Source organism: Methylobacterium sp. J-059 (assembly GCF_022829485.1).
Taxonomy (GTDB): domain Bacteria; phylum Pseudomonadota; class Alphaproteobacteria; order Rhizobiales; family Beijerinckiaceae; genus Methylobacterium.
This window is the reverse complement of record NZ_JAKSYA010000109.1, coordinates 111867-125719: the sequence shown is the minus strand read 5'-3', so window position 1 is coordinate 125719 and position 13853 is coordinate 111867. Positions and strand designations below refer to the sequence as shown.

Genomic DNA, 13853 nt, shown 5'->3' with positions numbered 1-13853 from the left:
CATGTGAACAGCGTTAACATGCGGGCGGCCCGCAGGCCTTTCAAGGGGTGCGACGCGCGATGCGCATCACCCCGGCTTGCCCGCCCCGGCGCCGTGGACGAGGGCGAGCACGCCGGCGCGCAGAAGCTCGTACTTGTCGGGAATGCCCGGCCCCTTCGGTAGGTGTCCCGCCGCCGCGAGGGTCGCCAGCCCGTGCGAGAGCGCCCAGACCTCCAGCGCGATGAAGCGCGGGGCGACGCCGCCGAACCCGTCGGGGAAGGTCGCCTGCAACGCCTCGACCAGGAGGTCGAACGGGCTCGGGCGCGGCCCGGCCTCGTTCGGGGCGTGGACGCCGCGGGTCTCGAAGATCGCCGCGTAGTAGCCCGGCTCCTCCTCCGCGAAGGCGAGGTAGGCCTCCCCCATCCGGGTGAAGCGCTCCAGCGGGGTGCCGCGGGCGGTGAGCGCGCGCGCCAGCCGCTCGGCCAGATCCGCGAAGCCGCGCCCGGCGAGTTCCTCGAGCAACGCCTCGCGGCCGCGGAAATGCCGGTAGAGCGCGGCCGGGGTGACGCCGACGAGGCGGGCGGCGTCGACCAGGGTGAAGCCGCCGATGCCGCGCTCGGCGATGAAGCGGCGCGCGGCCTCGATCAGCGCCTCCTTCAGGTTGCCGTGGTGGTAGCCACGTCGATCAGCGGGTCCGTCTCGCCAGGGTCGCACCGGGTACTCCTCACCTGCACCCCGGACGCGGGCGCGCGACGTTTACGAGCGAGCGTCGCGTTTGTTTCGGCGATCGTGCGAGCTTACCAGAAATCCGGCTTTCCCCGACATCGTTGCGTCTACCAGTCGACGATGCTCGCAGGAATGAGGCTTGACAGCCACGCCCGATGCAACAGTGTTTCATCCGGTGATCGGCAGGGCTCGGGATGCCGTGCGACCCCTCGGCGCGGAACGGAGAATCGCGAGCATGGCCTTCGTCAGCCTGAAGGCGTGGCGGGCGCGCTCGGCCGAGCAGGCTCAGCGCGCCAAGCTTCTGAAGGTCGCATGCTCGGATGCCCTCGGGCTCGGCCCGGAGGATGCGATCACCGTCAACGAGATCGCCTGTGCCGACCCCGGCTGCCCGGACATCGAGACCGTGGTGCTGGTGATGCGCGCCGGCGAGCCGACGCGGGCGATCCGCATCCGCGCGCCGATGGATGCGGTCGGCGAGGCCGAGCTGGAGCGGCTCGTCGCGGACGAGCGGGTGCTCCGCAAGCCGAACGCATCTTAGACGCAACCGTGCCGGCGGCTCGGCACGACGCGCGGCGCACTATGTTTTGACCGAGGAAATTCGGCAATCTCCTCTATAAGTCTATCGTGACGGCGGTGCCATCAAGAGCACCGATGCAACGAACGAAGAGATTACGAGGAAACGCCATGCGCCACATCATCCGAAAGACCGTCGTCGGCCTCGCCGTCGCGTTGCCCGTGCTGGCCTCGGCCGGCGTTGCCTTCGCGGCGGCCGGCGACGGCGACGCCGAGCGCGCGGCACGCTGGCAGGAGCTGCAGAAGCAGGTGTTCGGCGACCGAAAGGTCGAGCCCGGCAAGCTTGTGTCGATCGACATGCCGGTGCGCGCCGAGGACGCCGCCCTGGTCCCGGTGACGCTCACCGTCGCCAGGAAGGACCAGGTGAAGGGGCTGTACCTCATCATCGACGACAACCCGGCACCGCTCGCCGCCCATGTCGACTTCGGGCCGGCCGGCGACCCGGCGCAGCTGAAGATGCGGGTGCGGGTCAACACCTATTCCAACGTCCACGCCGTGGCCGAGACCAAGGACGGGCGCCTCGTCGCGTCCGAGATCTTCGTAAAGGCATCGGGCGGCTGCTCGGCGCCGATGGGGATGACCGACGCGGACGCGATGAAGGGCATGGGCGACATGCGGATGAAGTTCTCCGACCTCACCGCCGACAAGGCGATGCCGGCGACGCTGATGATCCGCCACCCGAACTTTTCCGGCATGCAGATGAACCAGGTTTCGCGCGAGTACACGCCCGCCCGCTACCTCGACCGGATCAGCGTCAGCCAGGGCGCGCGCAACGTCTTCACGCTGGAAGGCGACATCTCGATCTCGTCGAACCCGGTGATCGGCTTCGAGATGCGCCCCGAGGGCAGCGCGCCGATCACGGTCGCGGCCACCGACAGCCAGGGCGGCACGTTCGACCACACCTTCCCGGTGCCGGCCGTCAGCAACTGATCGACGACGACGCGCCCGGCCCGAGCGGGCCGGGCTTTCGCCAACCGGGGATCCGACGCTCATGACACGCCGCCGTACGCTCATCGCCCTCCTCGCCCTCGCGCCGCTGGCCTTCGCCCAGGCGCAGGCCGGGGAGATGAAGCCCTATTCGCAGGAGGCGTTCGACGCCGCGCAGAAGGCCAGCAAGCCGATCCTCGTCGAGGTCAGCGCGCCGTGGTGCCCGATCTGCAAGACGCAGAAGCCGATCCTGGCCAAGCTCAGCGCCGACCCGCGCTTCAAGGACCTGCAGATCTTCGACATCGACTTCGACAGCCAGAAGGACCTGCTGCGCAAGCTCGACGTCCGCATGCAGAGCACGCTGATCGCCTACAAGGGCGCCGTCGAGACCGGCCGCTCGGTCGGCGAGACGCAGCCCGAATGGATCGAGGGGCTGGTCGAGAAGACCCTCTAGGCCGAACGCGATGCTCGTCAGCCTCGGCCTCGCGCTGCTCGCCGGACTGCTCTCGACGCTCTCGCCCTGCGTGCTGCCGCTGCTGCCGCTGGTGCTCGGGGCGGCGGCGTCCGAGCATCGCTACGGGCCGGCGGCGCTGGCGGGCGGGCTGGCCCTGTCGTTCGTGGCGATCGGCCTGTTCGTCGCCACGATCGGCTTCGGTCTCGGGCTCGACGGCGACGTGTTCCGCCGCGTCGCCGCGATCCTGCTGATCCTCGTCGGGATCGTCCTGCTGGTGCCGTCGGCGCAGACGCGCCTCGCAGTCGCCGCCGGGCCGGTCGCGAACTGGACCGAGGCGCGCTTCGGCGGGTTCTCCGCCACCGGCCTGTGGGGCCAGTTCGGCGTCGGGCTGCTGCTCGGCGCCGTCTGGAGCCCCTGCGTCGGCCCAACGCTCGGCGCCGCCTCGATCCTGGCCGCACAGGGACGCGACCTCGGGGCGGTGGGCCTGACGATGCTGGTCTTCGGCATCGGCGCGGCCCTGCCGCTCCTGATCCTCGGCGCCCTCTCGCGATCCGTCCTGATGCGCTGGCGCGACCGGCTGATGCGGGCCGGCAAGGGAATGAAGGCGGCGCTCGGTCTCATCCTCGTCGCCACCGGGCTGGTGATCGTGCTCGGCGCCGACAAGCGGATCGAGGCGGTGCTGGTCGACGCCTCGCCGGATTGGCTGAACGCGCTCACGACGCGCTACTGAACGCGCCGCCTCAGCGCTTGAAGAACGCGTCCGCCGCGCCGAGCGCCGCCTGCTTGGCCGTCCGGGCCGCCTCGAGCCGCCGGATCTCGTCCTGCAGCAGCGCGATCCGGTGATCGATCTCGTCCACCGACAGGGTGTCGAGCCCCTGCCCGATCTCGTGGTGGACCGGGCGCTTTACCCGCTCGTCGTCGTCCCGCATCGCAAAACTCCTCACAAGGCCGGCGTCCCGACGCCGGGCGGCAGGCCGAGATGGCGGGCGACGGTGGCGCCGATGTCGGAGAACGTCGCGCGCCGCCCGAGCGGGCCCGGCGCGATCCCCGGCCCGAAGGCCAGGACCGGCACCTGCTCGCGGGTATGCTCGGTGCCGTGCCAGGTCGGGTCGTTGCCGTGGTCGGCGGTGACGAGGCAGAGGTCGCCCGGGCGAAGCGTCGCCAGGATGTCGGGAACGCGGGCGTCGAACGCTTCCAGCTCGGCGGCGTAGCCCGGCACGTCGCGGCGGTGGCCGTGCTCGCTGTCGAAGTCGACGAGGTTGGCGAAGACCAGCCCGCCCTCGGAGAGGCTTCCGAGCGCATCGAGCGCGGCGTCGAGGCACGCCATGTTGGCGCCCGGCTTGATCTCGCGGCCGGTGGCCCGGTGGGCGAAGATGTCGCCGATCTTGCCGACGCTGACCACGTCGCGGCCCGCGGCCTGGAGGCGGTCGAGCAGGGTGTCGGCCGGCGGCGCGACGGAGAAGTCGCGGCGGTGGCTCGTCCGGCGAAAGCCTGCCTCTGCCGTCCCGGCGAAGGGCCGGGCGATCACCCGGCCGATCCGGTAGGCGTCGCAGAGCTCGCGCGCGATCCGGCACAGGTCGTAGAGGCGCTCCAGGCCGAAGGCGTCCTCGTGGGCCGCGATCTGGAAGACGCTGTCGGCGGACGTGTAGCAGATCGGCCTGCCGGTCCGGACGTGCTCGGCGCCGAGCGCATCGATGATCGCGATGCCGGAGGCGTGGCGGTCGCCGAGGATGCCCGGCAGGTCCCCGAGCCGGATCAGGTCGCGCGTCAGCGCCTCGGGAAAGGCCGGCCGCGTATCCGGGAAATATCCCCACGGTTCGCGCATGGCGAGGCCGGCGATCTCCCAATGCCCGGACGGCGTGTCCTTGCCGGCCGCGGTCTCGACGGCGTGGCCCCAGGCGCCGGCGAGCGCGCCGGGCGGCGCGAGCCCCGGCGGCATCCGACCCGTGGCGGCCTCGCAGCCGAGGCCGAGGCCGAGGGCGGCCAGATGCGGCAGGCGCAACGGGCCGGAACGTAGGCCGGTGCGGTCGCCCCGCCCCGCGGCGCAGGCCTCGGCGATGTGGCCGACCGTGTCGGAGCCGGCGTCGCCGTAGCGTTCGGCGTCCGGCGCGCCGCCGATGCCGACGGAATCGAGGACGATGAGCAGTGCCCGCGCCATCGTCCTAGACCGGCTCGACGTCGGCGACGGTGTCGCTCTTCAGCGCGAAGGCCGCCGAGAACAGGGTGCGGGTGTACGCGGTCTTCGGCCGGGAGAAGATCTCATCGGCCGGTCCCTCTTCCACCACCACGCCGTTCTGCATCACCAGCACGTAGTTCGCGAGCGCGCGCACCACCTTGAGGTCGTGGCTGATGAAGAGGTAGGCGAGGCCGCGGGTGCGCTGCAGGTCGCGCAGCAAGGTCACGATCTGCGACTGCACCGAGCGGTCGAGCGCGGAGGTCGGCTCGTCGAGGACGACGAAGCGGGGGTCGAGCACCATCGCCCGGGCGATGGCGATGCGCTGGCGCTGGCCGCCGGAGAACTCGTGCGGGTAGCGGTCCATCGCCGCCGGATCGAGCCCGACATCGGTGAGCGCCTGCGCGACGATGGCGCGATGCTCGCGCTTCGGCACGCCCTGCACCACCAGCCCCTCGGCGACGATGTCGGCCACCGACATCCGCGGCGAGAGCGAGCCGTAGGGGTCCTGGAAGACCACCTGCATGTCCTTGCGCAGGGGCCGCATCGCCGCGACGCCGTAGGTCTCGATGTCGCGGCCGAGGAAGACGATCGGCCCCTCCGACGCCGTCAGCCGCAGCAGCGCGAGGCCCAACGTGGTCTTGCCCGAGCCGGATTCGCCGACGACGCCGACGGTCTCGCCGGCACGGACCCGCAGGGCGACGCCGTCGACCGCCTTGACGTAGCCGGCGGTGCGCCGGAGCCAGCCCTCCTTGAGCGGAAACCACACCTTCAGCGGGCCGGCCTCGACCAGCGCCTCGGCATCCGCCGCGACCGGGTTGCCCCGGCCCTTCGGCTCGGAGGCGATCAGGCGCTGCGTGTACGCGTGCTGCGGGTCGGCGAACACCGCGGCGACCGGGCCGGCCTCGACGATCCGACCGTTCAGCATCACGCAGACCCGCGCGGCGATGCGCTCGACGATGCCGAGGTCGTGGGTGATGAACAGCATCGCCATGCCGAGCCGCTTCTGCAGGTCGGCCAGCAGCGAGAGGATCTGCGCCTGCACCGTCACGTCGAGCGCCGTGGTCGGCTCGTCGGCGACGAGCAGATCCGGCTCGCAGGCGAGCGCCATCGCGATCATCACCCGCTGGCGCTGGCCGCCGGACAATTCGTGCGGATAGGCGCCCATGCGGCGCGCGGCATCGCGCAGGCCGACCAGCTCCAGCAATTCGAGGATGCGCGCCCGCGCCGCCTTGCCGGACAGGCCGCGGTGCAATCCCAGAACCTCGCCGATCTGCCGCTCGATGGTGTGGAGCGGGTTCAGCGAGGTCATCGGCTCCTGGAACACCATGGTGATGTCGGCGCCGCGGACCTTGCGCATCGCGCGCTCCGGCAGGGCGAGCAGGTCGCGCCCCTTGAACACGATCCGCCCGCCCGGATGGTGGGCGGCGCCGTCGAGGAGTCGCAGGATCGAGAGCGCGGTGACCGACTTGCCCGATCCCGACTCGCCGACCAGCGCCACGGTCTCGCCCGGCAGGATCGTGAACGACACGCCATCGACGGCGCGGCTCTCGCCTTCGCGCGATCGGAAGGCGACCGAGAGATCCTCGACGGAAAGCAGCGGCTCGGGCATCAATCGCGTTCGTTCCGGGGCAGGTGCGGTCTCTATAGCGCGGCGGCGGCCCGACGGCGAACCACCCGGGGGCCAACAGGGGGGCGGCATGTCGGCAGAGACCTTCGCGGCGACGATCCGTGCGGCGCTGGGCAGCGCGCCGGGCACCGAGGCGTTGACGATCACCGGGACGGGGACCCTGCCTTCGGCCTTTCCAGTCACCGACCTCGCCGCCGGCTCCGTTGCCGCGGCGGGGCTGGCGATCGCCGACCTCGTCGGCACCGTCGGCGCGACGCCGGCCGTCTCGGTCGACCGCCGCCTCGCCTCGCTGTGGTTCCGCACCTCGTTCCGCCCGATCGGATGGGCGCTGCCGGTCCTGTGGGACCCGGTGGCGGGCGACTACCGCACCCGCGACGGCTGGATCCGGCTCCACACCAATGCGCCGCATCACCGCGCGGCGGCCGAGCGCGTGCTCGGCGCGCAAGCCGACCGCGCGGGCATGGCGGCCGCCGTCGCCGGCTGGGACAAATCCGATCTGGAGGCGGCGATCGTGGCGGAGGGCGGCTGCGCGGCCGTGATGCGCTCGGTCGAGGTTTGGGCCGCGCATCCGCAGGGGGCGGCGGTCGCGGCCGAGCCGCTCGTCGCCTTCGATCCCGGCGCAGCCGCCCGCTCCAATTGGAAGCCCGAACCCGCGCGGCCGCTCGCGGGCCTGCGCGTCCTCGATCTGACGCGGGTGCTCGCCGGGCCGGTGGCGACCCGGTTCCTGGCCGGCTTCGGCGCCGAGGTCCTGCGGATCGACCCGCCGGGCTGGAACGAGCCCGGCGTCGAGGTCCATATGACGCTGGGCAAGCGATGCGCCCGGCTCGACCTTCGCCGCGAGGCCGACCGCAACCGGTTCGAGGCGCTGCTCACCGGCGCCGACATCCTCGTGCACGGCTACCGGCCCGAAGCGCTCGACCGCCTCGGCTACGGCGCCGCGGCACGGCGTGCCCTCTCGCCCGGGCTGATCGACGTCAGCCTCGACGCCTACGGCTGGACCGGCCCCTGGGCCGGACGCCGCGGCTTCGACAGCCTGGTGCAGATGAGCTGCGGCATCGCCGAGGCCGGGCAGGCGTGGCGGAACGCCGACCGGCCGGTGCCTCTGCCCGTCCAGGCCCTCGACCACGCCACCGGCTACCTTCTGGCCGCCGCCGCGATCCGCCTCCTTGAGCGACGTTTGCGCGACGGGCGTGCCGGCGCGGCGCGCCTTTCGCTGGCCCGGACGGCGCGGCTGCTCCTCGACGCCGAGCGGACGGGCTCGATGGAGGCGTTCGCGCCGGAAACCGACGACGACTTCGATGCCGGCGTCGAGGCGACGCCGTGGGGCCCGGCCCATCGCCTGCGCCCGCCCCTGGCGGTCGCCGGCGCGCCGGTCCGATGGTCCCTCCCCGCGCGCCGCCTCGGGACCGACCGCCCCGCCTGGACGTGATGCGGCGGATTGATCGCCGGTTGCAGGGCGCTAGAACGGTGCATGTGGGATGGATCGGTCTTGCGGCGCACGGCGCCCGCGACCGCAAGGGGCACGATCGCGAGGCATGACCGTTCCCATTCGTGGCGTGAGGTGTTTCCAGATAGCCCCTCGTTCAGCACCCTTCCCTCCCCCCTCTGCGGGGGAGGGTGGCCCGCGCAGCGGGTCGGGAGAGGGGAGCGCCGCATCCGGCACTGTCGCTCCCCTCTCCCGACCCTCGCTGACGCGAGGCCCACCCTCCCCCGCAGAGGGGGGAGGGAAACGCGCGTGTTCGGATCGGTATCACACCAGCATTCTTGATTATGCCTGGTGCAACGCATGGGTTCGCATCGCCGGAGGGTTGCTCAAATCCCCTCGGCATCGCGCCGCCTTCGCCCTCCTGGCGACCACCCTCCTCCTCGCCACGCCCGCACACGCCGTCCCCTCCGACGGCGCCACCGAGACCGTCGAGCAGGCGTTGTGCCGGCTGATCGAGGGATCGGCGCGGGCGCGCGGGCTGCCGGTGCCGTTCCTGACGCGATTGATCTGGCGCGAGAGCGCGTTCCGCGTCGGCGTGGTCAGCCCGGTCGGGGCGCAGGGCGTCGCCCAGTTCATGCCCGGCACGGCGCGCGAGCGCGGGCTGGCCGATCCGTTCGACCCCGAGCAGGCGATCCCGCATGCCGCCCACCTGCTGGCCGACTTGAAGCGGCAGTTCGGCAATCTCGGTCTGGCCGCGGCCGCCTACAACGGCGGCCCGGGCCGGGTGACGAGCTGGCTTGCCGGCAGCGGCGGCCTGCCCGCCGAGACCCGCGCCTACGTGCTCGCGATCACCGGCGCGCCCGCCGAGGACTGGCGCGGCGGCGCATCCCGGATCGAGATCGGGCCGCCGGAAGGGGGCGGGGCCAAGAGCACTGACGCCAAGAGCGCTGACACCAAGAGCGCCGAGACCAAGCCGGGCGAGGCCAAACCCGGCGAGACGAAGCCCGCGGACGCCCGGGTGCCCGCGTCGGCGAAGGTCGAGACCGCACCCGAGCCGGCGCAGACCTGCCTTCAGGTCACGGCCGCCTTGCGCATCCCGTCGCGCGGCGACCGCTTCGCCATCGGCCCCAACGAAGGGCCGGCCGCGCCGTGGGGCATCCAGCTCGCCGGCAACTTCTCGAAATCGCTGGCGCTGGCGACCTTCTCCCGGGCGCGCGCCACGTACGCCAAGGTGGTCGGCGAGGTCCGCCCGATGATCATCGGCACGCGCCTGCGCAATCGCGGCACCCGCGCGTTCTACCGCATCCGCATCCCGGCCGAGAGCCGGCAGGCGGCCGACGGGCTGTGCGGCCGGATCCGCAGCGTCGGCGGCGCCTGCATCGTGCTGCGCACCTGACGCGTCGACGGAGTTCGGCGCGATCCGGTCATGAATCCGCCCCGAGCCGCATGCATCTGGCCTTTGCGGCCCAATCGGACATCGAATGACACGAATCCTCACGGCTCTCGCCAGCCTGGCATGCCTCGCGCTCGCCGCAATCGGCATCGCCGCCTGCTCGCCGCTCGCCCTGTTCGATGCGATCGGCCCGCGGGATTCCGGCGGCCGGCAGGTGCTGCGGGACGAGCCGTTCGGCGAGGGCCCGCGGCGTCGCCTCGACGTCTACGCGCCCGTGAACGCGCCCGAGAACGCGCCGGTGCTGGTGTTCTTCTACGGCGGCTCCTGGCAGAACGGCTCGAAGGCGGATTACGCCTTCGTCGGACAGGCGCTCGCCGCGCAGGGCTTCGTCACCGTGCTGCCGGACTACCGGCTCTATCCCGAGGCGCCCTTCCCCGGCTTCCTCGAGGACGGCGCAGCCGCCGTCGCCTGGGTCCGCGACAACATCGCAACCTATGGCGGCGACCCGCGCCGCATCGTGCTCGCCGGGCACTCGGCCGGTGCCTACAACGCGGTGATGCTCGGCTTCGACACCCGCTACCTCAAGGCGGCCGGGGTCGACCCGAAGGTGATCCGTGCGGTCGCCGGCCTGTCCGGCCCCTACGACTTCCTGCCGTTCGACCAGGACACCTCGCGCAAGGTGTTCGGCCAGGCGCCGGACCTGCGCGCGACTCAGCCGGTGACCTTCGCCGGCCCGAGCGCGCCGCCGGCCTTCCTCGCGACCGGCGCCGACGACACGATCGTCCGCCCGCGCAACACCCAGAGCCTCGCCGAGACGCTGCGCAACGCCCGCGTGCCGGTGCAGGAGCGGATCTATCCCGGGCTCGACCACGCCGACACCCTGCTCGCGCTCTCCGTCACCTTCCGGTCGAAGGCGCCGGAGCTCGCCGAGATGGCGGCCTTCCTCCGGACGCAGGCGACGAGCCGGCAATCGATGACGATCGGGCGGCGCTGATCGCTCCGTCAAGGTTACCCGCAATCGGACGAGACCGCGGGCAGGTTCGGGGCGACGGCGTGCTCCGTCCGGACTATTATGGTGCGCGGTTCCAGACCGCGGATGGCCGGTGAGGGCGGGTTCGTGTCAGCGGCGCACGGCATCAGGGCTGAGGCGGCCGTCAGTCGGTCGCGATCGCTGCCGGGACGCGACATCCCGGACGCCGTCCGCCTGCCGTTCGTCACCGTCGTGCTGGTCCTGCTCTGGAACCATCTCTGGTTCAGCGACCTCGCCAACCGCAGCCTCCTGAGCGACCCGGAAGCCGGCAGCCTCTTCACCCAGGCGCTTTTCGTCATCCTCGGCACGGCGATGCTGATGGTCCTCGGGCGGCTCGGCTTCGCCAGGCTGCGCCCCCTCGCCTCCTGGCCGCTCCTGCTGCTCGGCGGCTGGCTCGGCATCACCACCCTCCTCTCCACCGACCCGATGCTGTCGATCCGCCGGATCGTGCTGTTCGGCATCGTCGCGCTGCTCGCCGCGGGCGTTCTCGTGGTCGCGCGCAACGGGCGCCAGTTCGCCACCGCGCTGGCGCTCGCCGCCGGCATCGTGCTGGCCGCGAGCTATCTCGGCGTCGCGCTCGTCCCCAACCTCACCATCCACTCGGCCTTCGACGTCACCGGGGAATACAACCACATCGGCCTGTGGCGCGGGATCTTCACCCACAAGAACGAGGCCGGCTCGGCGATGTCGATGATCGCGGTCTGCGGCCTCTACGTCGCCGCCGTGCTGCACCGGGGCCTGGGCTGGACCATCACGGCGGGGGCGCTGGTCTTCATGGTCTTCGCCGGCTCGAAGACGCCGCTTGCCGTGCTGCCCCTCGTCCTGCTGGTCTCGGTCCTGTGCAGCCGTCTGCGCGGGGGGACGATGCGCGGGCTGCTGCTGGTCGGCCCGGTGGCGCTGCTCATCGTCGCGACCATCGGTTCGGTGCTGCTGCCGCCGATCCGAACGGTGCTGGACGCGATCATTCCCGACGCGACCTTCACCGCGCGCAACGAGATCTGGGCCTTCGCGATCGAGCACGTCGTCGTGCACCCGATCCGCGGCTGGGGCTACGGCGCCTTCTGGCTGACCGACCGCACCGTCTACGGCGGCGGCGCCGACCCGGGCTCGGACTGGGTGCAGACCGCGACGCAGGCGCACAACTCCTTCCTCGACGCCGCACTGATCATGGGCTTGCCCGGCGCGCTGCTGCTCCTGAACGCTCTCGTCGTGGCCCCGATCCGCGACCTGCAGCGGGCCAGCGCCGGGCGGCCGCTCGACGCTCAGACGCTGTTCTTCCTGCGCATCTGGATGCTGGCGGTGATCTCGGCCTCGTTCGAGAACGTGCTGCTGAACGCCAACACCGTCCTGTGCGGCATGACCATGCTCGCGGTGTTCGGCCTGCGCCTGCGCACCGCCTACCGCCCGGTCGCCTGACCCGAACGCGACGGCGGCGGTCGCGGCCCGGGACAGGCGGGGCGCGACGCCCTATGTCGATGGGATGATCGATTTCCAGACCGTCGGCGACCTCTGCAACGCCCACCACATCGCCGAGGAGGAGGTCGACGCCGCGGTGGCCGCCTACCTCGCCGACCCGCTGCCGCCGATCTTCGTGTTCCGGCAGGGTTATCGGCTGAACCTGATGAAGGCGGTGCGCAACCACCAGGGCGCACGGGTCTTCATGGAGCGCGAGGATGTCGGCATCGCGCTGAAGCGCCCGTTCGTCCGCGCGGCGATCCTGCAGGCGCGGCCGAAGGGCTGAGCGATCACGCTCAGTCCGGCAGCGCGAACACCACCAGCGCGTCGCCGGTGCCGAAGCCGGAAGCCTTGGTGAAGGACGAGCCGCCGGCCGCCACCGCGACGTACTGCTTCCCGTCGAGGCTGTAGGTAATCGCCGGGCCGCTGATGCCGGCGCCGCACTGAAACCGCCACAGGATCTCGCCGGTGCCGGCATCGTGCGCGTCGAGATGGCCGTCCTCCTCGCCGGAGAAGACCAGGCCGCCCGCCGTCGCCAGCGTGCCGCCGGCAAGCCGGCTCTCGGACCTCATCGACCAGGCGATGGTGCCGCCCTTGGCGAGGTCGACCGCCGTGAGCGTGCTGAAGCTCGGCTCGCCCTTCGCCTCGCCGGTCTCGGTGTAGCGGATCTCCGGCCGTCCGGGGCCGCCGGGCACGGTCTTGACGGTGTAGGTGGTCGCCCCGTGCCGGACCTGTGCGAAGGCGAGACCGCTCGCGGCATCGTAGGCCGTCGGCGGCCAGGACACGGCGCCGAGCGGGCCCGGCGCGACCACGGTGCCTTCCGCCGTCGGGGGGGCGAACAGATTCTTCTGCGCAATCAGCGGGGCCGAGCGCTCGAGCAGCCGGCCCGTGGCGCGGTCGTGGACGTAGATCCAGCCGGTCTTGCTGGCGGAGGCGACCGCCTTCACCGGGCCGTCCTTCCCGTTCAGGTCGAGCAGGAACGGCGGGCTCGCTACGTCGTAGCCCCACTCGTCGTGCGGCACCTGCTGATAGTACCAGCGCAGCGCGCCGGTCTTCGCGTCGAGCGCCACGAGGCTCATCGTGTAGAGGTTGTCGCCCGGCCGCGAGAGCCCGAAATTCTGCGGCGCCGGGTTGCCGGTGCCGAGATAGATCAGGCCGAGATCCGGGTCGAAGGCCGGGGTCATCCAGAGCGATCCGCCGCCGACCCGCCATGCCTCTCGGTTGGCCGGCGCTGCCGCCTTCTCGGCGGCGACGTCGCGATGCAGCGGGACGCCGTCGGCGGTGGTCTCGACGTATCCACCCTCCCAGCCGTCGGCCTTGGTGACGTACCAGCGCCAGCGTTCTTCGCCGGTCTTCGCATCGTAGGCGGCGAGCCACCCGCGGCGCCCGTAGCCGCCCTCGATCCCAACGACCGAGCCGCCGTCGAGGCCGCCCTTCTCGTCCTCGACATGGAGCCCGTAGCCGGCGCCGCTCACCCCGACGATGACGAGACCGTCGGCGACGAGCGGCGGCATCTTGAAGCCGAGGCGGCTCGAGCCCTGCACCGGCTTGCCGCCGAGCTGCGCCGTCAGCCCCGATGCGGTCTCGGACTCGCCTTCCTCCGGGCGCACGGCCTCGTGGTCCCACACGACCTTTCCGGACTTGGCGTCGAGCGCGATCACCCGCCCGTCCATCGTCGCCTGGAACACGAGGCCGTCGGAGACGGCGACGCCGCGGTTCGAGGGCGGCCCGAAGATCTTCTCGGTGCGCGGCTTGTGGGTGTAGGTCCACAGCACCCGGCCGGACTTCGCGTCGAGCGCCGCAACGTTGTTCTGCGTGGTCGAGAGGTAGAGCGCGCCGTCGACCATCACCGGCTGGGCCTGGAAGTAGCCGGTCACCCCGGTCTGGAACATCCAGGCCGGCCGGAGCCGCCCGACGTTGCTCCGGTCGATCGCCGTGAGATCGGAGAAATTCCGGTTGGAATGGTCGTGCCCGAAGGTCGGCCAATCGCCGGCGGGCTCGGCGGCCCGCGCCGGCAGGGCGAGCGCAAGGAGCGACATGGCGGCAACGGTCGATGTCGTCCTGGATGAACGCGGCACGCCGGCTTC

Annotated in this window: 14 protein-coding genes; 9 read left to right on the top strand and 5 right to left on the bottom strand. The window is 71.9% G+C overall.

The genetic code is table 11. From position 1 onward, the window contains the following. Positions 1-66 precede the first annotated feature (66 nt). Positions 67-693, bottom strand: coding sequence for a TetR/AcrR family transcriptional regulator (locus MKK55_RS14220; protein WP_147727475.1), 627 nt, complete (start codon positions 691-693; stop codon positions 67-69). Positions 694-940: 247 nt separating this feature from the next. On the opposite strand from MKK55_RS14220, the gene MKK55_RS14215 reads away from it, so the two are divergent. The 4 genes from MKK55_RS14215 to MKK55_RS14200 all read left to right on the top strand — a co-directional run bounded on the left by MKK55_RS14215 (position 941) and on the right by MKK55_RS14200 (position 3389). Beyond that, positions 941-1243, top strand: coding sequence for a hypothetical protein (locus tag MKK55_RS14215; RefSeq protein WP_243935412.1), 303 nt, complete (start codon positions 941-943; stop codon positions 1241-1243). 146 nt (positions 1244-1389) lie between these two features. Continuing rightward, positions 1390-2208, top strand: coding sequence for a quinoprotein dehydrogenase-associated SoxYZ-like carrier (locus MKK55_RS14210; protein WP_243935316.1), 819 nt, complete (start codon positions 1390-1392; stop codon positions 2206-2208). 61 nt (positions 2209-2269) lie between these two features. Next, positions 2270-2659, top strand: coding sequence for a thioredoxin family protein (locus tag MKK55_RS14205; protein ID WP_243935410.1), 390 nt, complete (start codon positions 2270-2272; stop codon positions 2657-2659). A gap of 10 nt (positions 2660-2669) precedes the next feature. After that, positions 2670-3389 carry a cytochrome c biogenesis CcdA family protein gene (locus MKK55_RS14200; RefSeq protein ID WP_243935408.1) on the top strand — a complete coding sequence of 240 codons (720 nt, stop codon included), beginning with the start codon at positions 2670-2672 and terminating at the stop codon, positions 3387-3389. A gap of 10 nt (positions 3390-3399) precedes the next feature. Here the strand turns inward: MKK55_RS14200 and MKK55_RS14195 are convergent, their stop codons facing one another. The 3 genes from MKK55_RS14195 to MKK55_RS14185 are packed head-to-tail and all read right to left on the bottom strand — an operon-like array spanning position 3400 to position 6444. Next, entirely contained in the window at positions 3400-3588 is a 189-nt protein-coding gene (locus MKK55_RS14195) for a DUF1192 domain-containing protein (RefSeq protein ID WP_147842954.1), read from the bottom strand. 11 nt (positions 3589-3599) lie between these two features. Continuing rightward, positions 3600-4817 carry a phosphopentomutase gene (locus MKK55_RS14190; protein WP_243935405.1) on the bottom strand — a complete coding sequence of 406 codons (1218 nt, stop codon included), beginning with the start codon at positions 4815-4817 and terminating at the stop codon, positions 3600-3602. Between the two features lie 4 nt (positions 4818-4821). Then, the gene (locus tag MKK55_RS14185) at positions 4822-6444 is read right to left on the bottom strand and encodes an ABC transporter ATP-binding protein (protein WP_147843085.1); all 1623 of its coding nucleotides are present in this window, start codon (positions 6442-6444) and stop codon (positions 4822-4824) included. A gap of 88 nt (positions 6445-6532) precedes the next feature. Here MKK55_RS14185 and MKK55_RS14180 point away from each other — a divergent pair, with 88 nt between their 5' ends. From MKK55_RS14180 to MKK55_RS14160, 5 genes are all read left to right on the top strand, one after another. Continuing rightward, positions 6533-7891 carry a CoA transferase gene (locus tag MKK55_RS14180; RefSeq protein ID WP_243935397.1) on the top strand — a complete coding sequence of 453 codons (1359 nt, stop codon included), beginning with the start codon at positions 6533-6535 and terminating at the stop codon, positions 7889-7891. Positions 7892-8270: 379 nt separating this feature from the next. Beyond that, a complete protein-coding gene (locus MKK55_RS14175) occupies positions 8271-9284 on the top strand; it encodes a transglycosylase SLT domain-containing protein (protein WP_409566057.1) in 1014 nt (337 codons plus the stop codon). Between the two features lie 85 nt (positions 9285-9369). Then, a complete protein-coding gene (locus MKK55_RS14170; protein ID WP_243935395.1) occupies positions 9370-10275 on the top strand; it encodes an alpha/beta hydrolase in 906 nt (301 codons plus the stop codon). A gap of 123 nt (positions 10276-10398) precedes the next feature. Beyond that, positions 10399-11727, top strand: coding sequence for an O-antigen ligase family protein (locus MKK55_RS14165; RefSeq protein WP_243935388.1), 1329 nt, complete (start codon positions 10399-10401; stop codon positions 11725-11727). A gap of 64 nt (positions 11728-11791) precedes the next feature. Then, positions 11792-12052, top strand: a complete 261-nt coding sequence (locus tag MKK55_RS14160; RefSeq protein ID WP_147727069.1) for a hypothetical protein — start codon at positions 11792-11794, stop codon at positions 12050-12052. 10 nt (positions 12053-12062) lie between these two features. Here MKK55_RS14160 and MKK55_RS14155 read toward each other — a convergent pair whose 3' ends face one another. Then, on the bottom strand, positions 12063-13805 hold the full coding sequence (locus MKK55_RS14155) for a pyrroloquinoline quinone-dependent dehydrogenase (RefSeq protein ID WP_243935385.1): 1743 nt from the start codon (positions 13803-13805) through the stop codon (positions 12063-12065). Positions 13806-13853: the final 48 nt, after the last annotated feature.